General features: G+C 38.1%; 19 protein-coding genes and 1 pseudogene. 15 read left to right on the top strand and 5 right to left on the bottom strand.

Going from position 1 to position 23,134, the window contains the following annotated elements:
- The first annotated feature begins 20 nt into the window (after nucleotides 1-20).
- Genes COJ96_RS22850 through COJ96_RS22840 form a run of 3 tightly spaced genes read left to right on the top strand, consistent with a single transcriptional unit; the run spans nucleotide 21 to nucleotide 3,885 of the window.
- On the top strand, nucleotides 21-1,604 hold the full coding sequence (locus COJ96_RS22850; protein ID WP_098576077.1) for a spore germination protein: 1,584 nt from the start codon (nucleotides 21-23) through the stop codon (nucleotides 1,602-1,604).
- A complete protein-coding gene (locus tag COJ96_RS22845) occupies nucleotides 1,601-2,797 on the top strand; it encodes a Ger(x)C family spore germination protein (protein WP_098576076.1) in 1,197 nt (398 codons plus the stop codon). The genes COJ96_RS22850 and COJ96_RS22845 overlap by 4 nt, the downstream gene beginning before the upstream one ends.
- A complete protein-coding gene (locus tag COJ96_RS22840; RefSeq protein WP_098576075.1) occupies nucleotides 2,794-3,885 on the top strand; it encodes a GerAB/ArcD/ProY family transporter in 1,092 nt (363 codons plus the stop codon). The genes COJ96_RS22845 and COJ96_RS22840 overlap by 4 nt, the downstream gene beginning before the upstream one ends.
- A gap of 106 nt (nucleotides 3,886-3,991) precedes the next feature.
- On the opposite strand, the gene COJ96_RS22835 is transcribed toward COJ96_RS22840, so the two are convergent.
- Nucleotides 3,992-5,443, bottom strand: coding sequence for a L,D-transpeptidase family protein (locus tag COJ96_RS22835; RefSeq protein WP_373561740.1), 1,452 nt, complete (start codon nucleotides 5,441-5,443; stop codon nucleotides 3,992-3,994).
- A gap of 477 nt (nucleotides 5,444-5,920) precedes the next feature.
- On the opposite strand from COJ96_RS22835, the gene COJ96_RS22830 reads away from it, so the two are divergent.
- The 11 genes from COJ96_RS22830 (at nucleotide 5,921) to COJ96_RS22780 (ending at nucleotide 17,729) form a co-directional block, all read left to right on the top strand.
- Nucleotides 5,921-6,148 (top strand): hypothetical protein, encoded by a 228-nt coding sequence (locus tag COJ96_RS22830; RefSeq protein ID WP_098576073.1) that lies wholly within the window; start codon nucleotides 5,921-5,923, stop codon nucleotides 6,146-6,148.
- 472 nt (nucleotides 6,149-6,620) lie between these two features.
- Complete coding sequence (gucD, locus tag COJ96_RS22825; protein ID WP_098576072.1) at nucleotides 6,621-8,087, top strand: alpha-ketoglutaric semialdehyde dehydrogenase GucD; 1,467 nt, start codon at nucleotides 6,621-6,623, stop codon at nucleotides 8,085-8,087.
- Nucleotides 8,088-8,368: 281 nt separating this feature from the next.
- On the top strand, nucleotides 8,369-9,289 hold the full coding sequence (locus COJ96_RS22820; RefSeq protein ID WP_098576071.1) for a DMT family transporter: 921 nt from the start codon (nucleotides 8,369-8,371) through the stop codon (nucleotides 9,287-9,289).
- A gap of 124 nt (nucleotides 9,290-9,413) precedes the next feature.
- Nucleotides 9,414-10,541, top strand: a complete 1,128-nt coding sequence (locus COJ96_RS22815) for an amidohydrolase family protein (RefSeq protein ID WP_098576070.1) — start codon at nucleotides 9,414-9,416, stop codon at nucleotides 10,539-10,541.
- A 24-nt stretch (nucleotides 10,542-10,565) separates the two neighbouring features.
- Nucleotides 10,566-10,991, top strand: coding sequence for a Rieske (2Fe-2S) protein (locus COJ96_RS22810; RefSeq protein WP_257148602.1), 426 nt, complete (start codon nucleotides 10,566-10,568; stop codon nucleotides 10,989-10,991).
- A gap of 80 nt (nucleotides 10,992-11,071) precedes the next feature.
- Nucleotides 11,072-11,800 (top strand): cupin domain-containing protein, encoded by a 729-nt coding sequence (locus COJ96_RS22805; protein WP_098576069.1) that lies wholly within the window; start codon nucleotides 11,072-11,074, stop codon nucleotides 11,798-11,800.
- A gap of 72 nt (nucleotides 11,801-11,872) precedes the next feature.
- Nucleotides 11,873-12,895, top strand: a complete 1,023-nt coding sequence (locus COJ96_RS22800; protein WP_098576068.1) for an electron transfer flavoprotein subunit alpha/FixB family protein — start codon at nucleotides 11,873-11,875, stop codon at nucleotides 12,893-12,895.
- Nucleotides 12,870-13,724, top strand: coding sequence for a hypothetical protein (locus COJ96_RS22795; RefSeq protein ID WP_098576067.1), 855 nt, complete (start codon nucleotides 12,870-12,872; stop codon nucleotides 13,722-13,724). Before COJ96_RS22800 ends, COJ96_RS22795 begins: the two co-directional genes overlap by 26 nt.
- A complete protein-coding gene (locus COJ96_RS22790; RefSeq protein WP_098576066.1) occupies nucleotides 13,725-15,008 on the top strand; it encodes a 4Fe-4S dicluster domain-containing protein in 1,284 nt (427 codons plus the stop codon).
- Between the two features lie 2 nt (nucleotides 15,009-15,010).
- Entirely contained in the window at nucleotides 15,011-15,739 is a 729-nt protein-coding gene (locus COJ96_RS22785) for a (Fe-S)-binding protein (protein WP_098576065.1), read from the top strand.
- A 34-nt stretch (nucleotides 15,740-15,773) separates the two neighbouring features.
- Nucleotides 15,774-17,729, top strand: a complete 1,956-nt coding sequence (locus COJ96_RS22780; RefSeq protein ID WP_098576165.1) for an oxidoreductase — start codon at nucleotides 15,774-15,776, stop codon at nucleotides 17,727-17,729.
- 462 nt (nucleotides 17,730-18,191) lie between these two features.
- Here COJ96_RS22780 and COJ96_RS22775 read toward each other — a convergent pair whose 3' ends face one another.
- Entirely contained in the window at nucleotides 18,192-18,548 is a 357-nt protein-coding gene (locus tag COJ96_RS22775; RefSeq protein WP_257148601.1) for an ATP-binding protein, read from the bottom strand.
- A 295-nt stretch (nucleotides 18,549-18,843) separates the two neighbouring features.
- On the opposite strand from COJ96_RS22775, the gene COJ96_RS22770 reads away from it, so the two are divergent.
- Nucleotides 18,844-19,512, top strand: a complete 669-nt coding sequence (locus tag COJ96_RS22770) for a TetR/AcrR family transcriptional regulator (protein ID WP_098576064.1) — start codon at nucleotides 18,844-18,846, stop codon at nucleotides 19,510-19,512.
- A 381-nt stretch (nucleotides 19,513-19,893) separates the two neighbouring features.
- Here COJ96_RS22770 and COJ96_RS29385 read toward each other — a convergent pair.
- From COJ96_RS29385 to COJ96_RS22755, 3 genes and pseudogenes are all read right to left on the bottom strand, one after another.
- Nucleotides 19,894-20,627 (bottom strand): annotated as a pseudogene (locus COJ96_RS29385) (NAD(P)-dependent malic enzyme); the annotation flags it as partial.
- 97 nt (nucleotides 20,628-20,724) lie between these two features.
- Nucleotides 20,725-21,324 carry a hypothetical protein gene (locus COJ96_RS22760; RefSeq protein ID WP_257148600.1) on the bottom strand — a complete coding sequence of 200 codons (600 nt, stop codon included), beginning with the start codon at nucleotides 21,322-21,324 and terminating at the stop codon, nucleotides 20,725-20,727.
- A gap of 562 nt (nucleotides 21,325-21,886) precedes the next feature.
- Nucleotides 21,887-22,558: a TetR family transcriptional regulator gene (locus tag COJ96_RS22755; RefSeq protein ID WP_098576062.1), complete on the bottom strand. Its 672-nt coding sequence runs from the start codon at nucleotides 22,556-22,558 to the stop codon at nucleotides 21,887-21,889.
- Nucleotides 22,559-23,134: the final 576 nt, after the last annotated feature.

Below are 23,134 nucleotides of genomic sequence, written 5' to 3'. Positions count from 1 at the left end.
GAATTAAAGGGGGCACAAGAATGGTTCGGTTCCGTAAACGAGAAAAGGTAGATAAATTGAAGAAAATCATTTCACTGTCCCTTGGAGAAGAAACTATCGAACCATTCAGTACGAATCTTTCGGAAAACGAACAAATTTTAAAAGAAATGTTTCAAAATTGCGCTGACTTTATCATTCGTCCTATATATATAACAGGCAAACCTAAAATTCTTCTAGCTTATTTAGATGGATTAACTGACACAAAAACTCTGGAGAGTATGCTGTTCAAACCGATGGTATTTGAGGGGCTTCCCAATGATAGCGTTGAAATTCGATCGATAGTACAAATCATGGAGAAACAGCTTTTATCTGTCACTCCTGTTAAAACTGTTTCACAGATGCACGAACTGGTTAATGGGGTCTTGAAGGCGAATGTCGGAATATTATTAGAAGGTGAATCACAAGCTTTACTTGTCAATTTAACAGAATTTGAAATGCGGAATGTGGAAGAACCGGCAACAGAAATCACCATTAGAGGCCCGAGAGATGGATTTACAGAATTAATCCGGACAAATACTACCCTTCTCCGCAGAAGAATCCGAAGCACTAGACTGAAATTGGAGTCCCTCTCGATTGGCGAACTTTCTCAAACCGATATTGTTATTGCTTACATTGAGGGAATTGCTCAGGATTCACTATTGGAAGAGGTACGTAAAAGGTTGGGGCGTATTAAAATTGACGCGATACTGGAATCTGAGTACATAGAGGAATTTATTGAGGACATGCCATTTTCACCATTCCCGCAAATTCAAAATACAGAAAGGCCAGATATTGTTGTGGCCAACTTATTGGAAGGAAAAGTCGCGATTCTCGTCGATAATACTCCGTTTGCCCTCATTGCTCCAATGACATTTTGGGATGGACTTCAGACGGTTGAGGATTACTATGAACGTTTTTTCTATACCAATTTCATCCGGTTTGTTCGTTATGTTTTGTTTAATATGACTCTCTTTTTACCATCTTTATATGTCGCGCTTTCAACCTATCATCCAAAACTAATACCCACTAAACTCCTTATTAGTATAGCGTCAGCTCGAGAGGGTGTCCCATTCCCAGCCATCATTGAAGCCTTGATTATGGAATTTGTGTTTGAAGGGTTACGGGAGGCTGGGATACGCTTGCCAAGAGCGGTCGGTTCAGCGGTCAGTATTGTTGGAGCTCTTGTCGTCGGACAGGCAGCTGTACAAGCAGGTATCGTCTCTGCCCCCATGGTCATTGTCGTAGCTACAACCGGAATTGCCTCGTTTTCAATTCCACGTTACAATCTTGGAACTGCGCTGAGGCTCGTCCGATTTGCCATGCTGATTTTAGCTGGAATCTTTGGTTTATACGGGATCACACTGGGCTTTATTATGCTGACCATTCATCTTGTCAATCTCCGCTCTTTTGGGGTTCCGTATTTTACACCTGTGGCCCCACAGATTCCCCGGGATTTAAAGAGCGCATTTTTCAGGTCACCCCGATGGGCTATGCAGTTTGGTCCGATTTTTACCTTCGGCAGCAATAAACCACGAATTCCTCCTGGACAAAAGCCAAGTCCGAAAAAAGGGGGAAGAGATGATTGAAGAAAGAGTACATTCTTCATTTAGTATTATGTTTCTCCCTCTTTTTCATTTCTGGATGCTGGGATAGCAAAGAGTTAAATGAACGAGCGATATGGCTGGCTTCAGGCTATGATAGTGCAAAAAATAATGGAGTAGAAATAAGCGGTCAAATTGTCATTCCATCTAATATGCAAACCCAAGGCGGTACAGGAGGAGAAAAGGGATTTTTTACGATTTCTGCGAAGGGAAAAAATCCAAGCGACTGTTTGGATAACATACAGTTAAAACTTCCAAGGGAGTTGTTTGCCGGTCAGCGACGTGTCATTATTCTTGGCGAGCAATTTGCACGTCGTGGACTAAAGAAAATGCTGGATGCAAATCAAAGGAGTCCCGAGGTTAGTTTGAGAACGGATATATTTGTCATCAAGGGTGCGACGGCTAAAGAAGCACTTTCTCTAACCAATCCTTTAGAAAAGCCACCGGCTACTGCGGCTTTAAGTATACATGAAAAATCGGGAGGAAGAGGGAACACGACTTACTTAAATTTTATGACGGCAGCTAATAGTGACGGTTTACGCTCCACAATGCCTGTTCTTGAGTTCAGCAGTTCTCAGAATGGAAATAAAGCAGGGAAAGTGGGATCAGCTAATCCACCTCTACTACGGATTGCAGGAGTGGCAATATTCGATCAAAACCTAAAAATGCGGGGACTTTTAAATATGGAAGAAAACAAACATATGCTGTGGGTAATGGGAATTCTGAAAAAATATACGATTAGTATTGCAAAAAAGGATAGTAATGCAAGTCTCCAATTAAACCGAATTAGCAGTAAAATTAAACCGCATATTAGTCATCATAATCAAATTAAGTTCATAGTCACATTGAAGGGCGAGGGGACCTTAACGGAAAATAATTCAAATTTGGATGTTCAGTACCACAACAATCTTAAACAGCGCGAAAAGGAATTCGAAACTTATGCCCAAAAACAAGTTCAACAAACGATAAAAAAAGTACAAAATGAGTATGGCTTAGATATCTTTGGATTTGGCGAAGTGATCCATCGAAAGAAACCAAAAATGTGGAAATCTTTGAAAAATGAATGGGATAAGAAATTTTCAGAGGCTAAGATTATAGTAAAAGCCGACGTTAAGATTACGGACATTGGAATGAATGGTACCTCATTGATGTATAAAGAAAGTGAGGTCAAAAAATGAAACTCTCAGCACTGCAAATTTTTTGGCTGATGTTCACTTTCGAAACGGGAAATATGATACTGATTACCATTTCCCCAACTTTTCAGGTTGCTAAGCAAGATGCCTGGATATGCTATTGCCTTGCCGGAATGTTAGGTATTATGATTGTATACGTGTCCTCAAAGGCTGCCCTTCTTTATCCAGGAAAAACACTTGTTGAATATAGTCAGCTTATTTTTGGCAAGTGGTTCGGATTGCTTATTGTAGCTGTTTATCTTATTCAATGGTTTTCTGTAATTGGTGATATCTTAAGGGAATTTGCAGACTTTACCATTACCATACTACTTCCAACTACACCATTGTGGATATTAGTGTTAACCATGCTTTTGACACTAATCTATGTAACTTACAGTGGAGGCATTGAAGGGATTGGACGGTGCAGCGAAGTGTTTGGTCCCATCGTATTCCTATCCGTTCTCATTATGTTGTTTTTATCCGTATCCATTTTTAATTACCACAATTTTCTGCCCATCTTTTCAGATACGGGACTCCTGCCAATTATGAAAGGAACCTTAACTCCGCTCTCTTTTCTTGGAGAGTCTGTCATGATGTTAATGCTCCTTTCATTTATGGACCATCCACAAAAGGGCTTAAAAAGCGCAGTTTTGGGAATTGCTGTAGCTTCAGGGCTTGTTAGTTCAGTCGTAATTGGAGTATTGCTGATATTGGGACCAGAAATTGCATCAAAGCTGCGGCATCCTGCATTTGATACGGTCAGCTATGTTACAGTGATGGATTTTATTCAAAACTTAGAAATCCTGGCTGTTCTAGTTTGGATCCTTAGTATTTTTATTAAATTATCGCTTTACTTCTTTTTAGCTAACTATGGAACCGCACAATTGTTCCATATCAAAAACTGGCGAAAAATGCTCTGGTTTACCGTGCCCGTCTTTTTTGGGATATCGGTCATCTTTCCCACCCCAACGTTTAGCCTCCTTTATCTGAATAAGTATTGGATCAATTTTGCTCTTCCGGTCAATATGGTAGGAATCCCTCTTTTACTATGGTTGGTAGGGAGTTTACGAAAAAAATTTCAAGCACATTCATAACATGGGAAGCTTCTATATAAACTATCAACCTCCAACGAATAAACATACGAAAATGATTGAAAAAAATCAGGAAATCATTGGTGATTTCCTGATTCTAATTGCTTATTTAATAAATGACGACCGGCTCGTAAGTACTGAGATTATTATATACGGTACTCATAGCGCTAGGCGGTGTATTAACGCAGCCATGCGATCCTGCATTTAAGTAGGCATTACTTGCCCAGTTTGATCGAAAGCCGGCATCGTGAAATCCTTGTCCATCATTCGTAAAAGGTGCCCAATAATCAACTTGTACTTCATAACTCGGTTTTCCTCCGAGCTCTCTGCCTGTTAGTGTGGCAGGTGTTCGTTTATAGAGGATATACCACACTCCTTTTGATGTATCATTCCCAGTGCTGTGTTTACCAGTCACGACATTCGTTGTGATGACTAATTTACCCTTTTTGTAAATCCAAATACGCTGTTCGGCAATCGAAACTTCCGCATATGTATCACCGATGCCATTGTTTGTTGTGGTATCGTATCCGTAGCCTTCACCACTCCAGCCATGTCCGACCGTATTAGATGCAGAAACGGAGGTCGTTCCTTTTTCAAAAGCGGACTTTACCTGTTTGGTTTCTTTAGCCACGTCTAATGCCCAGCCATAACCTTGTCCTTTAACTGAAATGACTGAACCTGAATGGGTTTTAAATTTAAAATTTTTATCTAATGTGGATTGAGACTCATTTATTTCTTCGATTTTCTTTTTAAGATCACCTTTGTCAATCTTAACCTCCATGTCTTTTGAAACCGTAGCATTTTTTATTAATTCGCTGCCTTTTAAAGAATAAACCTTGTCCTGGACTTTGTACTCAACGGTTTGTTGAAGAAGATCCTGCAGCTTTTTCTCTTCATTTTTGACAATCTGACTGTCTTCTTTAATTGGCTGGATGTATACAGGGCTCAAATGGATTTCACTAGTATATCCATGCTTATCGAAGTCTTTTAAAAGACTGGCAACATCATACTGCTCACCATTCTTACTTTTTGAAATGATGACTGTACCTTCTTTCAAAATGGCCTTTGCATCTTTAGGCGGAGTTAAGTTCTTATTCATTTTTACAAGCTTCTCTTCAACTTGTTTCTTCATTTCTTGGCTTCGATACTGATCGATGTTACTCGGCAATAAGGAATATTCTTTCACCTTTGAAGAGGGAAAAATTGACCATTGGCTTTTTAATAACTTTTTAACACCTGGCAGATCTTCCTCTGTAAATTCCATCTTCGTATCTTTTCCATCTAAAATTTGTTGTTGTCCAACGTAGACCTTATTTGTTAAGACAGACGATTTTAATTTATTGAGTGCTTCATCAGGAGTTAATCCTCCGACATTTGTGCCATTAATTTCAATATGTGAATTAAAGTAATTTGCCTGATAATAGCTGATTGCCGCAAATATGATTGCGATGATAACGATTATACCGGTTGTGATAAATTTCCAGTTCTTATACCATTTCGTTGATTTCGACTGGCGTTGACCTATTTCTCCTACTGATTCTTTTGCCACATTTTCCACAATTATTCCCCCCAAATTACCTAACAACCCAGCTTTCGACGTCCTTCGACTTTTAAGCCTTTGGTTCTGCATCCAAACTTCAATATATTATATTATACTTAAATTTTAATACTATTCTACTAGATTTTATAGTGTGAACTTTGTCACATTTTGTCTAAGAGTGAAATTTTATATGTATTTCCCGCAAAGCCGGTAAATAAAACAAAAAAATGGACAGAAGCTGATTAAATGCAACAATAATCAGCTTCTTTCATGGATGTGTATTAAGCATTAAAAATTCCCGTCATAGCTCAACATAATGGCTGATTTCACTCCATCGAGGGCAGAGATATTATTATTAAATACCAACCTTAAACAATCCTTAAGAAAAAAATTTTGAAGATTTGTGAATTCATGTTTCTTCTATTAAAAGCAAAGAATTTGTATTAAAGCACTGGCCCTGGAGGATGCCCAGACGGCGGCGGGGGCAACCGTGCTGATATGTTCTCCAATCTCGATGAAGATACGAAAGCAAAGGCCGAGGATATCATGGAAAAAGAACGAGCAGGTACGATTACAAGAGAAGAGGCCCAAACTCAACTAAAAAAATTGGGCTTTTTCAGCGGGTACATGCCCCCCAGCAATAGTCCGAATCTAAACACAGTGTCCTGGGGAGCGAGTGTGGAATATAGCATTAGGCGGAGGACGGTTTTAGAAAAAGCGGAATAGTGGAAAGAAAGTCAACTAACCATGAATAAAACTAATAACAAACAGCCCATCAGGAATCTGAAGGGTTGTTTAATTTATTAGGGAATGATAATCCGAACTAATGACAGCAATATAGAAACTATATTCAACAAAGAATTGAATAGGTAGATCCAACGAACGAGAAAAATACCCACCACATATTGGTCGATAAATTTACACTTTACCCATAATTAAAATATTTAAAATATTTAAAAATGTAATTGTTTTTTTTGTGGTGTTTATGCTACTATTACCTTAATGGTGAACATGTTCATAAAATTAACAAGTTCATAACTTGTGAACTATTTAGGAGGCGAATAGAAATCGAGGGGGCTAATTTTTAGGAATATTGATAATCCAATCCAAAACTTTAATACACGACGAGTGTTAAGTAAGTAATCGCTTACTCGTTGATTAACTAATTGATCAAGTACTATTGAATGGAGTGAACAATATGACAGTTCAAACAGAAATCAAAACGTACCTTAATTACATTAACGGAGAATGGATTTCTTCCTCTTCACAAGTGGTAGGTGAGAGTATAAACCCAGCCAATAAAAATGAAATAGTAGGTTATGTTCAGGAATCTTCCAAAGCGGATTTGGATCAAACGGTATATGCGGCAAAGGAAGCTCAAAGACATTGGAGAAAATTAGCTGGCCCATCTAGAGGAGAATTTCTAAATAGAGCTGCCGATATTTTGGAAAGGCGTATAGATGAAGTCGCAGAAACAATGACCCGAGAAATGGGGAAAACCTTTCCTGAAGCGAAGGGGGAGACTGCTCGCGGGGTGGCCATTCTTCGTTATTATGCGGGTGAAGGGATGCGAAAAATCGGAGATGTTATTCCGTCCACCGATAAAGATGCGTTAATGTTTACTACCCGTATACCTCTTGGGGTCGTGGGAGTTATTACGCCTTGGAATTTCCCAGTGGCCATTCCAATTTGGAAAATAGCCCCTGCCTTAGTGTACGGAAATGCGGTTGTACTTAAACCAGCTTCAGAGACAGCCATTACTGCTGCAAAAGTAATTGAATGTTTCCACGAAGCAGGTTTTCCAGCTGGGGTGATTAATATGATCACCGGTCGTGGTTCAGTAATTGGAGAGGGAATTATTAATCATCCTGATATTAATGGAATCACATTTACCGGATCTGATCATATTGGTAAACAAGTTGGACAAGGTGCCCTTGCAAGGGGAGCAAAATACCAACTGGAAATGGGTGGGAAAAATCCGGTAATTGTAGCATCCGATGCGGATTTGGATTTGGCTGTAGAAGCAACGATTAGCGGTGGGCTACGTTCTACTGGACAAAAATGTACGGCAACAAGCCGTGTCATTGTGCAAAGTGATGTCTATGATAAATTCAAACAAAAATTACTAGAAAAAGTAAGCGCTTTAAAGGTTGGCGATGGTCTACATAACGATACTTGGATGGGGCCTTGCGCCAATGAAAGTCAATTGTATACTGTTTTGTCCTACATCGAAAAAGGACTTTCCGAAGGAGCCTCTCTCCTTTATGGCGGACAGAGGATCGAAGTAGACGGACATGATAATGGTTTTTTTGTACAACCAACCATATTTGAAAATGTCCAATCATCTATGACAATTGCACAAGAGGAAATCTTCGGGCCTGTTTTAGTACTAATTAAAGTTGAAACAATGGAAGAAGCATTAGCTGTTGCAAATGATGTTCAATATGGACTTAGCGCTTCAATATTTACAACTAATATTGGACATATGCTCTCGTTCATTAACGAAATTGAGGCAGGGCTTGTTAGGATCAATGCGGAAAGTGCAGGGGTTGAACTGCAGGCTCCATTTGGAGGCATGAAGCAATCGAGTTCCCATTCCCGTGAACAGGGGCAGGCAGCTATTGAATTCTTTACATCAATTAAAACAGTATTTGTGAAACCCTAAAACCATTCACTATTGTTAGTCGAAAAAATTCTGTGCTGATAACTAAGGTTGACTTAGAAATATTCATGATACTTCCGTGATGTCTGGAGTCTTTTGCTAGCTTTATTTATTTCCGCTTAGGCTCCAGAAACTATGGGGCTATCTCAGAAAGAGACCAGCTCGATTGGAAAACAGAAGCAAAAAATTAGCAAGGATGTAAACATTCGTTAAAATGAAAGTGTTTTCGGATGATCTGGAGAGTTGGAATATGCCTATTTCATAAAAAGGTGAGAGATTAATCCATGAATAGCAAGCCTTTATTGGGAAGTTTATGCTTATTTACTGCTGCGTGTTTATGGGGAGGCATGTATGTAGTAGGAAAATTTGTTCTAAATTATATACCGGCTTTTACATTATTATGGACCCGATATGCGCTGGCTTTTATCATTTTATTGGTTGTTTTTCTGTTTACAAAAAAAGAAAAGATTCGTCGCTCAGATTGGGGTTTGCTTGTTTTTCTAGGTTTTATAGGCTATTTTTTGGCAAATGGATTGGCTTTCGTAGGCACTCATCTATCCACCGCTCATATGGCAAGCCTAATTGCTTCTATTGCTCCACTGTTCACCGTAGTTATTGCCGCTTGGGTTTTGAAAGAGTCTTTGTCGAAGAAAAAAGTAGTGTCAATCATTATTACGTTTTGTGGGGTATCACTTGTGATTGGAATGGATCCTGATGGGGTCCTACACATGTCGGGGAATCTTATACTTCTTTTAGGAACCCTAAACTGGGGAATATATTGTGTCTATGTTAAAAGAGCAATGTTGAAATATTCAGCTCTTTTGGTTACAATCTCTGGCTTAGGTTCAGCGTTAATAATGACAACTCCTTTGATGCTTTGGGAATCCAATAGACATACTTTTGAGCTTTTTCAAAACAAATCCATTTGGATGGGCACGCTTTATATTGGTGTAGTGGCGACAGCTTGTGCTTTTTACCTTTGGAATAAAGGAATTGAATTAATAGAAGCTGGAACCGGTGCGATGTTCCAATTTTTTACACCTGTTGTAGGGATCCTTTTAGGTTGGATTTATTTAGGTGAATCCTTAGATGTGAAATTTTTCATTGGTGGAACCCTTATTATATTTGGTACGGTGATACCCTTTGTAAAGAACAAAAATATGGATGCCTTTGTTAATATTCCGTCTGAGAATCAGAAAACATAAAAATATCAGGTCTAGTACTAATCTGAGAAGAAATCTATTGGATTGGATTTAAAATTACTTATCAATATCTGGACTTTTACTATTTTAATTACCTTCCAAAAAATATAGAAGGAGTGTTTTATAAATGCAAGTGAGCTTAAAGGAACAGGAAGAACTCAAGAAAAATACAAGAACTATAATTGACTGCGATGTGCACCCATACTTGGATAATTTCGATGAACTCATTCCGTATATGGAAGAAGGGGTTCAAAGACATATGAATTTAGGGAAATTTGAGAAAAATATGCTGTCCAACATGAACGCGGGATCCTTTACTTTTCCGAAAGCAAGGTACGCTAATCCTAACCATGTTCTTCGTTTAGATGCAATTACTCCACAGGGGGGGATTCCCGGTTCTGAACCCGATTTCGTTGTGAAGGATTTATTTGATCGCCATAATCACAAATATGGAATCTTAAATATTGGCCATGGAACAATGGCAGGTTATCACAATGTAGAAATTGCAGCAGGTTACACATCTGCATCCAATGATTGGCTATATAATCGATGGGTAGAAAGTGATTCGCGCTTTAAAATGACGATGTCTGCTACTCCGGTTGCCCCAGATTTGGCTATAAAGGAAATTCAACGTATTGGGCACAAACCTGGGATTGTAGGCATTAACCTTCAGTGTATCAACATCCCATTAGGGAAACGCCATTTTTGGCCGCTTTATGAAGTAGCACAAGAATATAACCTTCCAATTGTTTTACATCCTGACTGTGAAGGGACATCGGAGTATTCTCCCCCTGGTGCGGTCGGACCGGCTTCGACCTATGCAGAGTGGCATACTACCTTATCTCTCATAGCCCAAAGACAAATTATGAGTCTCGCTTGTGAAGGAGTATTTGAGAAATTTCCAAATCTAAAATTTAATTTTATCGAATATGGATTTTCTTGGATGCCATCCCTTATGTGGAGATTAGATAAAAATTGGAAAGCTCTTCGAAGTGAAATTCCTTGGGTTAAGGAACTACCAAGCGAGTATATCCGAAGAAATGTCCGTTTAGGTACTCAACCAATTGAAGAGACATTCCGTCCAAAAGACATTGTAGATTTGATTTGTATGGCGAAAATGGAAGATATGCTTTTATTTGCAAGTGATTACCCACATTGGGATGGTGATGAAAGTGACCGGGCATTCTTACATTTTCCAGAAGAGTTAAAGCACAAAATTTTTTATGAAAATGCAAAAAATTCTTACAGGCTGTAAAAGAGTATGTGGGGAGGCAAAATAATGGAGACAATGAAAGAAAGCAAGTTAAATAGAGTCATCGTTTGTTCTACTGAGGATTTAAAGGCAGGGGAACGAATATTAGTCGAGATAGATGGAATAGAAATTGCGATGGTCAATGTTAATGGGCAACTATATGCCTTCCGAAACCGTTGTCCCCATCAAGGTGTGGAGATGATTTACGGGTCTATCAGTGGAGCAATGCTTCCTTCGAATCCTGGTGAATTTATTTACGGTTGCGATAATCAAATTGTTAGATGTCCTTTACACGGTTGGGAGTTTGATATGAACACAGGTAAGTCTTTGTTTAATCCGGATAAGGTTTCAATCGGAAGCTACGAAATTCAAGAAGATCAAGGATCTATCGTATTAATGCTTAAAAGAGAACCAAAAAGCATCAGCCTAAAAAATTTCCGTTGTTCACACTAAATTTTTTAGGCTGATACCTAACCAATATTTATTATACATCAATACAAAATTGAACTCAAACAAGTTGAGGAGGAACAGAAATGACAAATACAGTAAAAAGCTTAGTAACCTTGCTGAAGGCGGATGAAATTGAATTCAGCCCATTAGGTCTTGATGCAGAAGTACAGGAAATGGCATTGGCTGTAAATCCATTATCCACAACGATGGGTGGGGGTATTTGCCGAATGAAGGAATGCAACTTCGATTGGCAGATTAAATATGATGAAGTCATTTTCGTTCAATCAGGCAGCATGTACATTGGCCATAACGGAGAAAAGATTGAAGCAAAGCAAGGCGATATTTATTTCATGAAAGAAGGAGCCGTTATTACTTATGGGACAGATGAAGAAGTGGAATTCGTTTTTTCAACCTATCCTGTGAATTGGAAAGAAGTAAAGCAAGATGTTCATTATGAGAATAATGGTAAGAGCTTGGTTACCTTAATCAAAGAATCAGAAATTAAGTTCAATTCACTTGGAATTGAAGCGGAGGTACAAGAAATTGCCCCTGTCATCAATCCAATCTCTACTACACTTGGTGGTGGGGTTTGCCGCATGAAAAATGGTAACTTCGACTGGCAAATTAAATATGATGAAATGATCTATGTCTCCAAAGGCAGCATGTACATTACTCATAATGGAGAAAAGATTGAAGCGAATCAGGGTGACATTTACTTTATGAAAGACGGAGCGGAAATTACCTATGGGACAGATGAAGAAGTAGAATTTTACTTTACTTTATATCCTGTCAACTGGAGATTATTGAAGTAATAGATTCCAAGATTGCCTGATATATTCGAAAGACTATATCAGGCAATAAAATAAGTGAGGTGGAAGACTAAGATGGAGTCTAACGTATTTTGCTATCTCCCTGTTAAAAACGGGTCATCGTTTACGAAGGAAACATGGGGAATGATAGAATGGGCAAAAAAAATCCCTAATGAAAAGACAAAAATGATAGCGATTATCGTGCATACTGGCATTCAACCCGATGAACTGAAACGGCTTCCCTTTGATGAAGTGTACCATGTCAAATTAGATATAAAAAAATGGAAAACAGCAGATTACCATATTCAAGCTTTTAGGAAAATTAGAGCATTTATAAGTGATCAAAAAGGAATATATTTATTTTCTTCTCATCCACTGTATCACGAAATTGCTGTACGAGCCTCTACGCGGTATGAGGGATCTATCATTACGAATGCAATAGAGGTGACTTGGGATAAAGCCGAGGCCTTATCGTTACTTGCTAAACGGGAAATTTATAAGGAAAAAGCACATGAATTTGTTACTTTTTTAGATGAAAAACAGCAATACTTGACATTGGAGAATTCCATCTTGTACGGAACGGAGCAGTATGGAGAGCCAAACTTCGTGCAGGAGATTGATATAGAAGCACATATCCTCAGCCCAATTCAGTTTCTTTTGGAGGAACAGGTAGATTGGAAAGAGTTGAAAATAACGGAAGCTAGAGTAGTAATTGGAATTGGACGTGGCGTGTACAACGGAAATGCCATTGACCCCATTTTACAATTGGCTGAGATTTTGAATGCACCCATTGGAGGCAGTAAAGTCGCCGATGAATTAGGATTAATTCCACGAGAAAAGCGTATTGGGGCTAGTGGTTCGACGATTGATTCTGATATTTACATTGCGATTGGAATTTCGGGCTCTTCCCAGCATCTTGAAGGGATTAAAGGAGTAAAAAATGTTATTGCGATTAACAATGATCCATCTGCCGCAATTTTTCAGCGCTGTGACATTGGAATTGTTGGTGATTACGAAGAAGTCGTACCAAGACTTATAGAATCTCTTCAAGCTGAAAGGCAGGGTGAAGTCAATGTTAAACATTTGCATATTGGTTAAACCTGTAATGGACTCCAATTCAATTCAATGGGATTATCAAAAGCAGCGATTTTCCTTTATAAGTAATACTTTTAATACAGCTGATCTTCATGCCCTGCAGTGGGCGTGTGATTATAAAAAGAATTATGGTGCGGTAATCACTGTTTTGTTGGCGGCCGATCCAGATATGAGTGTCGATGAGAATAGCCTACTTAAATATAATTTAGATGAATGTCTAATCATTCGGCAGCCCGGTTTACGTGAAAGTCGCAATGAAGCAGCGAGAATACTGGCTAGTGAATTAAAAGGCAGAACTAGTTTTTTTGATGTGATTTTAAGCGGCTCTGTAAGCGAAGATGAGAATTTAGGAGTCACACCTTTTATGATAGCTGAATCGTTGGAAATTCCATCCATAACCAATATCCAGCATATTGAAGTCATAGACGATCGCGTCTGGAGAGTAAAACGAGGCGAAGGAAGAGGTATCGTCCAAACTTATGAAGTTCGGTTGCCGGCTTTAATCGGGGTGGTCAGCTCATTAGGTAGAAAACGCTATATCCCTCGTTACTCCCGTTCCATGCCAAACCAAAAGAAAGTGCGGCAGCGGATACAAAAAGGTCCATCGAATCATTCAAAGGTTAAAGTCATAAAGGTGTCTGAACCAAAGCCGAATATACGTTATTTTGGTATTCCGGATGACCATTTAACTCCAGAGCTTCGTCTTCTTCAAATTATGGGGCTTAATCGTGAGATGTCTGAAAATACCGGGGAAAAAGTGGCTTCCGAAATTACTGATCGAAACATTCATTTTATTTCACAGAAGTTACAAAAATGGTTAAAGGAGGAGTAAATGATGCAGACCGTGCAAAGGGACACCTTTTGGGCAATTTCCTCTGATTACAAGATTATGCTTTATGTTCTAGCAGCTATCGCAATGGGCTTTTTCATTTATGGCTTTTATCGGCGGTATCGTTTATGGAAAAAGGGAGTCAAAGAGAAAATAAGCTGGGATGATGTGAAAACCAATTTTGATTACTTCTTTAAAATGGTTGTTGATCAAAAAAAGATAAAAAGAGACCGATTGTTTGGCTTTATGCACCGTTTTACAAGCTACGGGTTTGTGATCTTATTCATCGGTACCGTTCTTGTTGTCATTGATTATGATTTTAAAATTCCGTTGCTTCGAGGAAATTTTTATCGTCTCTATGAATTGGTTTTAGATGTTTTTGGTGTTCTGTTCCTTATCGGTTTATTGTTAGCTATGGTGGTTAGAGCTAGAAAGAAACGCCCGAGGTTGAGAAACGGTTTGGCTGATCAAGCTTTCCTTCTGCTATTATTTTTGATTGGTATTGGCGGATATATAATGGAAGGAATTCGACTTGCTGAGACGCAGGTGTCCCATTCTGTTTGGTCACCTGTAGGTTATGGGCTGTCGGTTTTATTTCAGGATCATTTGCTCTTCAGTTTGAAATATTATCCGATTTGGTGGCTAAGCCATGCTCTTTTAGCATTTATCCTAGTGGCTATCATTCCTTATACTAAATTATTTCATGTAATTACGGCTCCAATCAACATTCTTTTTCAGCCTGTGAAACGTACGGGGAAAGTTGGCACTCCTTATAACTTAATGGATATGACAGAAGCGCAGCGATATGAATCTATAAGAATACAAGGTGTTAATACCATTACCGATTTTACGAACTGGCAACTGTTCAGTACCGATGCATGTACAGAATGCGGTCGGTGTGACAGCCAATGCCCAGCCCATAACAGCGGCAAACCGCTGGCACCTCGTTCTATTGTAACGAAAATTCGAGATAATATGCATACAGACCTAGAGGTTGCTGCGTTCATTGCGCCAGAAGAGTTGCAATCTTGTACAACCTGTAGTGCTTGTGTCGAAGCGTGTCCGGTTTCCATCAATCATGTTGATTTAATTTTATCCATGCGCCGGGGACTTATACAGAGTCAAGTAATCGAAGAAGAAGCAGAGAACACTTTAATTAAATTAGAAGAACAGCATAATGTTTTCGGAAAACCCTGGTCCGAACGGGGGGACTGGAGTAGAGGACTCAATGTTCCAGTTTTAGAAACGAATAAAAACAACAAAGAGAATCAGAAAGAGGGGGCTTAACGATGGAAGTATTATTTTGGGTAGGGTGTGCCGCGGCTTATGATCCAAAACTCCAAGGTATCGCTCGAGCATTTAGTGAAATTATGAAAAAAGCCAGTGTGGATTATGCGATTTTAGGAACAAAGGAACGTTGTACAGGGGATATCGCACGCCGAATGGGGGATGAAAACTTATTTCAGGAATTGGCTCAGCACAATATCAAAACACTCAAAGAGCATGAAGTGAAATCTATTGTCACCACTTGTCCTCACTGTTTTAATATGTTCCAAAATGAATATCCTGCCCTTGGCGGTAATTTTGAGGTCACGCATTATACCACATATATTTATAATCTCATCCGGAGCGGACGTTTAAAAATTCCTGAAAAACAAGAACGGGAAATTGTGACATACCATGATCCTTGCTACTTAGGACGTCAAAATGGAATCTTTGAAGCACCGAGGGATATTTTAGAAATGCTAGGCTATGAGATTGTCGAAATGGAACGATCGAAGGAACAATCTTTCTGTTGTGGAGCGGGTGGCGGAGCGATGTTTGAGACCGTCAAACGCGGGGAGAAAATTAATTCTCTTCGGGGAGAAGAAGCTGTCAAAACGGGTGCTTGCACAACGATGACTGCTTGCCCGTTTTGCCTTGTCATGATGGAAGAGGCAATTGATTCCCTGAATCAGACAAAAGGTACAAATATGGCTACAAGGGATATTGCTGAAGTGGTGAATTCATTGGTATAAAGTGGAAGTTGATGGTGAAGGGGAGGCAGAGAACGTGACAACATTCAAATATTTGTTTACACCAAAGAAAATTGGCTCTATTTGGATTAAAAATAGGATATTAAGTACTGGTCATATGACTTCCTATGTGGAAAATGGAATTCCTACGGACCGCTTAATTGCTTATCATAAAGAAAGAGCAAAAGGGGGAGCGGGATTAATTATCGTAGAAGCGAACGCTGTCCATCCAACTGCCTTTTTTACAGCGGATACAATCTGTGCGTTTAAAGATGAAGTTATTCCGTATTATAAAAAACTGGCAGAGGCAGTTCACCAGTACGATACGAAAATGTTTGTACAGCTCTTTCATCCAGGAAGAGAGGTGTTCCCTTCAGGAACATCGGTAGCGGTAGCACCATCTGCTGTTCCGGCAGATCGCTTTCGTATTATTCCAAAAGAGCTCGAGCGAGAAGAAATCAAAGACATTATTAAAGGATATGCAGATACAGCAGTAAGGGTAAAGACAGGAGGACTAGATGGTGTAGAGATTGTCGCTTCTCATGGCTATTTGCCAAGCCAATTTTGGTCACCCCGTTTGAACTTGAGAAAAGATGAGTATGGTGGGCAAACTATCGAAAATCGGCTGCGTTTCCTAAAAGAAATTGTGGAAACTGTTCGTGAGAAAGTCGGATCAGACTTTGTTGTCGGATTGCGGCTCAGTGTTGATGATTTAGAAGATGAAGGGGCAGAGTATGGAGAAATACAAGAAATTTTGCAGTATATCGATAAACATATTGGAGGCCTTGATTATTTCAATTTAACCGGAGGTAGCTCGGCTACTTATGCCAGTTCAGCCTTTATTGTGCCTCCTGCACCAGTCCCGCCTGCTCATTTTGCTTCTCATGCAGCTAAAATCCGTGAGCAAGTATCCGTACCAATTTTTGTTGCGGGCCGAATTAATGATCCAGTTATTGCAGAGAATGTACTTGCTAATGGACAAGCCGATATGGTTGGTATGACGCGGGCCATGATTTGCGACCCACACATGCCTAATAAGGCTTTCCGTGGAGAATTAGAACGCATTCGGGTTTGTATTGGCTGTAATCAGGCTTGTATTGGGCATATGCAATTAGATATTCCAATTAGCTGTCTGCAAAATCCTGTTACCGGGCGGGAGCTTCAATACGCTGAAATGCCGAAAGCGGAGAAAATGAAACATGTCGTGGTGGTAGGTGGAGGGCCTGCTGGAATGAAAGCAGCAGTAATTGCTGCAGAACGTGGTCATCAAGTGACACTGTTGGAGAAGAGCGATGAATTGGGCGGACAAGTCAAAATGGCCCGTAAAATTCCAGGTAGAGAAGAATTTGGGGAACTAGTATCCAATTTGAAGCGTGATTTGGATCACTACCGTGTTCAAGTCCGTTTAAATACGGAAGTAACAAAAGAAATGGTTCTCGATATGAAGCCGGATGAGGTCATCATTGCGACAGGCGCTAATCCGTATATCCCACATGTGAAAGGGATGGATTTTCCACATGTTGTAACTGCCTGGGATATTCTAACACGTCGCAAGGAAGCTGGAAAAAAAGTAGTGGTTGCCGATTGGAAAGGGGATATGACAGGGGTTGGAGTTGCTCTCTATTTAAAGGAGTTAGGCTGTGATGTAGAATTAATTACTTCTTGTTATCAAGTGGGACACTCTATTCAGGAGAAAGTTAGAACATTTACTTTAACCCAGATGTTCTTAAAGGAAATTGAGATGACTTCGCAATACAAGCTATCCGGAGTCGATACAACTTCGGTTTCTTTTTCCAATATTTATACGGGACAAGAACTCCAACGTGATAACATTGATACGGTTGTCTTAGCCTATGGTCTTCTTCAAGAGAATGACCTTTATCATCAACTAAAAGAACATATACCTAATCTACACCGGATTGGTGACAGTCTTATTCCGCGAACCGTAGAAGAAGCCATTCTTGAAGGGTTGGAGTTGGCAGCCAGTTTGTAGGGGAATATGGAGAGGGGAAAAAAAGAAGGCAGGACGTAACGATATTGTCAAAATATCGTTTACTACTGGCTTCTATTTATTTTTAACATTTTAAGTGGTTACTAATCATATTAATAGATCAAAAGTTGAAAGGGTTTAGAGATAATTTAGATGGATATTATTTACCCAATATTAAAATAAGAATATTGTTAGTCCCGTAAATAGGGTTCTGAAAATCCTTGCCCAAGAGCAGTTTCGTAGTCTTAAAAGAAACAATTATTTCATCTCCTTTCAGAGATTTAATTTGAGGGGGAGGAACAAAAAATATTACTTCCTAATCGGTTAATAAGTGATGTCGATCAAGTCACGACTAATTCTACGTGCGTTCAACCTAACTAAATGGAGGACTTCTTCAACGAAGATATTGTGGAAATTTGAAAAGTATAGATTCCCAAATTAGAAAGACGGCCAAAGGAAAATGCCTTAGATAGACATTTTCGTTGGGTCGTCTTTGATAATAGGATGAGAAGAAATTCTTTCTATTCTTTTGAAGGTCATTTCCTCAGAAGTTTTATACACATTTGGTTCGCCTATTTTTTGATAGAGGGGGAGTCTGATAGAGAAACAAGTCCCTTTTTGAGGCTCGCTTGTCAAGTTGATACTTCCGTTCATTCCTTTTATAATACTAAAGGAAACTATCATCCCTAGACCTGTTCCTTTTTCCTTTGTAGTAAAATAAGGCTCACCGAGACGGTTAATTTGTTCTTGTGTCATGCCTTTTCTAGAATCATAAATATCGATTTGTAAATCCTGATGATAAAGATGTAAAAGGATTTGCAATTGTCACCATTCGACATTGCTTCTATTCCATTTGGATATCTATTTAGCAGACAATCAATTAAATTTAAGATTACAATTTATTTAAAAACATATTCATAATATGTATATGTTCATATTATTGCAATAGACTTAATATGCATATTACCAAATGAAAAAGCATCTTATCGTATATAATATTATTTAAATATAATTGAAATGATTGTATAAATATTGTACGTTTAAAGAGTGAAAATTTTAAATTTAAGCGATTAGCTGTTTGAGGCTTGTAAAAGTTGATGGTGAGCGAGGGGATTTTATGAAACGCAAAGAAATACAGATGAACCGCATGTGGAAATATTTTGTAGATGCAACAGCTCAGATAATTGAAGAAGAAGGCTTGGAAAACGTTACAGCAAGAAAAATTGCGGAAATTGCTGGTTATACAAGTTCTACTATTTATAACTATTTTGAAGAACTTTCCCATTTAATTTTTTTCGCTTCAATGAGATATCTTAATTCGTATATTAAAGAACTTGATTTTTACATGACCACAGGGAAGAACTCGGTCGAAAAATATTTATTAAGTTGGGAATGTTTTTGTAACCACTCTTTTAACAAACCACACATTTATAACGCTATTTTCAATGCAGATTTGGGTAGCAAACCAGAGGAACTACTAGAACGTTATTTCGAAGCTTATCAAAACGATTTAACAGGACTATCTGATGAAATAAAACCTTTAATTTTTGAACATAATATTACGAAAAGAAGTAAAGCAGTATTGCAAAATGCTGTGGAAGAAGGTTATCTAGATAATGAAGTGTGTGAAGAAATTATTAATATGACTATATTAATATGGCGCGGGATGCTAACAACAGTTTTAAATAATCGCCGAGATTTTAAGCCTGAAGAAGCTGTAGCAGATACGATGCGATATGTCAGAAAGATAACGATGAATTCTTTAATAAAACCCTTAGAGTTATAATTGACTATTAAATAAGTTTTGTTTAGAAAATAGGGAAAAGTTTATTAGCTTTATAGAGGGATAACCACCGATGGAAATCAGGTGAGATAAAACTGTTAAGTCAATGGAGGAAGTCTGTTTATTAATGAAGAAATAAAATTGCTAATAATAGTGGAAATTTTATGCAATAATAGACATTTATAGCTGTAGAATCTCGTCAAAGTAGGTTAGAGGGACCCTTACACGGCCACCTCCTCAATAAACCTTAATGAATCAGACTAACGCTTTACTGTAATTATTTAAAGTTAGTTATAATAGATTAAGGTACACTTTAGTTTTAAGATTTTTAATAAAGCAGGTTATTTTTCTTCAACTAGTGTTAATAGACGCTTTTTTATCTCTTCAACATTTACATTTTTTTGAAACACCCGTTTCCATTGCAGCTTCAGCAACAGCTGATGCTAATTGGGCAAATACACGGCGTTCAAATGGATTGGGAATTACATAATTGGGATTAAGTACATCGTGTGATTAATCCGGCAATCGCATACACAGATGCCAACTTCATTTCTTCATTGATTTCTTTTGCATGAACATCTAAAGCACTACGTAAAATTCCAGGGGATTCCAAAATATTATTGATTTGAATCGGTAATCAGATCGCCTTGTTCCAACAACTAGTGCTCTGGCTTCTTTTGCATTTTCTGGCATGATTTCTGGTACTGGATTAGCCATGGCAAAAATAATCGGATCAAGGTTCATGGAACGAACCATGTCTTTTGTTCCTAAACCAGCCGCTGATACGCCAATAAATACATCCGCTAGTGTCCCGTGTTTTTGTTTTTTATTGGTGATGCGGGCCATTTCTACCTTGAATGGATTCATCCAGACTGGACGTCCATCATATATAATCCCACTTGTATCAAAAATGATGACATCCTTTACCCCCATATGAAGTAAGAGCTTTACAATCGCTACACCTGCGCACCGTTTGATACGACACGTATATCTTCAATGTTTTTGTCAGCAAGTTTAAGAGCATTGATTTATCCGGCAGCAGTTACAATAGCTGTTACATGTTGATCATCATGGAAAATGGGAATATAATTAATGTATTTTTCATCCCTATTTTGAACAAAGTTACTAAAACTATGAGTATAAACTGTTATTCATTTAAAAGAAGGAAACTAGTTGGTTAATGCATCGGGTAAATTTTTAGTATCTCTTTTAACTTTAGGTTATGACTATCGATGCATTTGGAGCGCTAATAGAAATAGTGTGACGCGTAGTCGATCCTGCATTTGAATTGGGGCTAAGCATACGAAGGGCATCAGATAAATTAATTCGACGGTAAGTCTCTGTAACTTGGTCATTTACAGCGAGTCTTTCACGTACCTCAAGCATATGCTCAAGCTCCTCTTCAAGAAGTTCCTTCGACAACCTTAGCGTGTTGAGAACATAATTTTCTACTACTCTATTACTCGTTACACTCACGTCAGCTTTGTCGACACGACCAATCGCAGAATAGGCAATGGTACTAAGAATCCGGCTTTCAGCACTACTGATTGTCTCACGCAGGAACGTGGCCGATAATGGAGGGGAATCTTCGACAATTAAACGAGTTATAGCACGATCATTAATTACCTCTAAGATTTGCTCTGGGTCATCCTCCACCACAACCTCTCGATGCGGGGGCCACACATCCATGTCTGCGTGGTTGCCATGACTCTTTCCAACATGGAATATAAAGCACTCTGGATAAATTCGTACCTTTCCTATTTCATTTCCAAGATTTAATCTATATGAATCATAGAAGTGTGTTATCGTCGCCATCAACAGTCCGCTGGCGCCTGTCGCTCCACCGGGGCTACGAACTACAATGCCTATGCGATCCTGATTATGCAACCCGGGGAAAATGTCTTCTAAGGAGGCTAAATAGCCGTCAAGGGTGAATGAGAAATTGTCAGAGCTTATAATTTTCGTAGTGTGCATAGTTCCCTCTCCATTCAAAAATATTTAATCAGCAATTATTCAATCGACTAGAAAGCGATTACAAACTAACTTTTTTGTAATGGATAATAAATTCGAAAGAATGCTCTTCCTAAATGATAAAGTCCAATTAAAACCTTCGCTTCCTATCGTCCTGCCTAAATCCGTTTCACCAAAAAAATGAATATGTTTTTAATATGAACATGTTCATATTTAGGAATATATTAACATATGTGATTTTTAAACACAATAATACTTTGAAATATTTTCCGTTCCCACGCACTACGTTTGCACCATTCTATACGATCAGTCAAAGTAAAAAAAACCTTTTAGTCATCGAAACTAGACTAAAAGGTTAATAATATGAAATACTTTCCAACTTAAACTGAACAAACTGAGATAAAACTCAAGATAATTCTAAAGGTTTTTTTAAAGCATTCATTGTTATCTTCCTGACATATCTCATCGTTTCCGCTGCAGCTTCTTCTGGATTATAATCTCTGCGCTTATTTAAGACAGTTGTTAACATTCCGCGCCATATTAAGATAGTCATATTATTTATTTCTTCACTATCATCACTATCTAGATATCCCTCTTCAACAGCTTTTTGCAAAACCGCTTTACTTCTTTTTGAAATGTTATGTTCAAAAATTAAGGGCTTTACTTCATCAGATACTCCTGTTAAATCATTTTGATAAGCTTCGAAATAATTATTTAGTAATTCTTCTGGTTTGCTTCCCAAATCTGCATTAAAAATTGCGTTATAAATGTGCGGATTGTTAAATGAGTGGTTACAAAAACATTCCCAACTTAATAAATATTTTTCTACCGAGTTCTTTCCTGTTGTCATGTAAAAAGATAATTCTTTAATATATGGATTAAGAAATCTCATCGAAGCGAAAAAAATTAGATGGGACAGTTCATCAAAATAGTTATATACAGTTGAAGCTGTATACCCTGCAATATCCGCAATCTTTCTTATCGTAACGTTTTCCAAGCCTTCTTCTTCAATTATTTGAGCTGTTGCATCTACAAAATATTTCCACATACGATTCATCTGTATCTCTTTGCGTTTCATAAAATCCCCCTCCATCATCAACCTTTTACAAGAATCAAACAAGTAACCGCTTTATTTTAAACGTAAAATACTTATAAAATCCCTTTAATAATATTTAAAACGGTAAGGGCCCAGTACGTCTAGTTTAAACTGAGCAGAATAGTTTGTATAGGTTTTTAGAAGACCTTCTTCATCATGATATTGATACTGTAGAACCTATTTTTTAATGTATTATGGGTTTTTCCATAGATTTCACTTAGATATTATAGCCACCGTCATTATTTATATATTTTTGTACAACTTATAATTCTTCCTTTTCCATTTTACTCCACATCTCGCAATGAAAAATAGAAAAAAAAATAAATTCCAAATTTTCAGTTTACACTCTCTATTTTTTGTACTATTATTAATTACATGTTCATTTGGTGAACATGTTCATATTGAGAATTTGTTTTTTAAAACTAGTTAAAAAAAAGGAGGGGATTATGAAGAATTTGATTTGCTGTTTTTATAAGTTTGTTTATTGATGAAAAGGATTAAGAAGATTCAAATGAGAAATCTATTACCAAAAAATTTTTTTCTTTAGTTTTCACTATT

It is taken from the genome of Bacillus sp. AFS073361, from assembly GCF_002567005.1.
In the GTDB taxonomy this organism is placed as follows: Bacteria; Bacillota; Bacilli; order Bacillales; family Cytobacillaceae; genus Neobacillus.
Note: the sequence above shows the minus strand (reverse complement) of the source record. Positions and strands in the feature narration are given on the sequence as shown.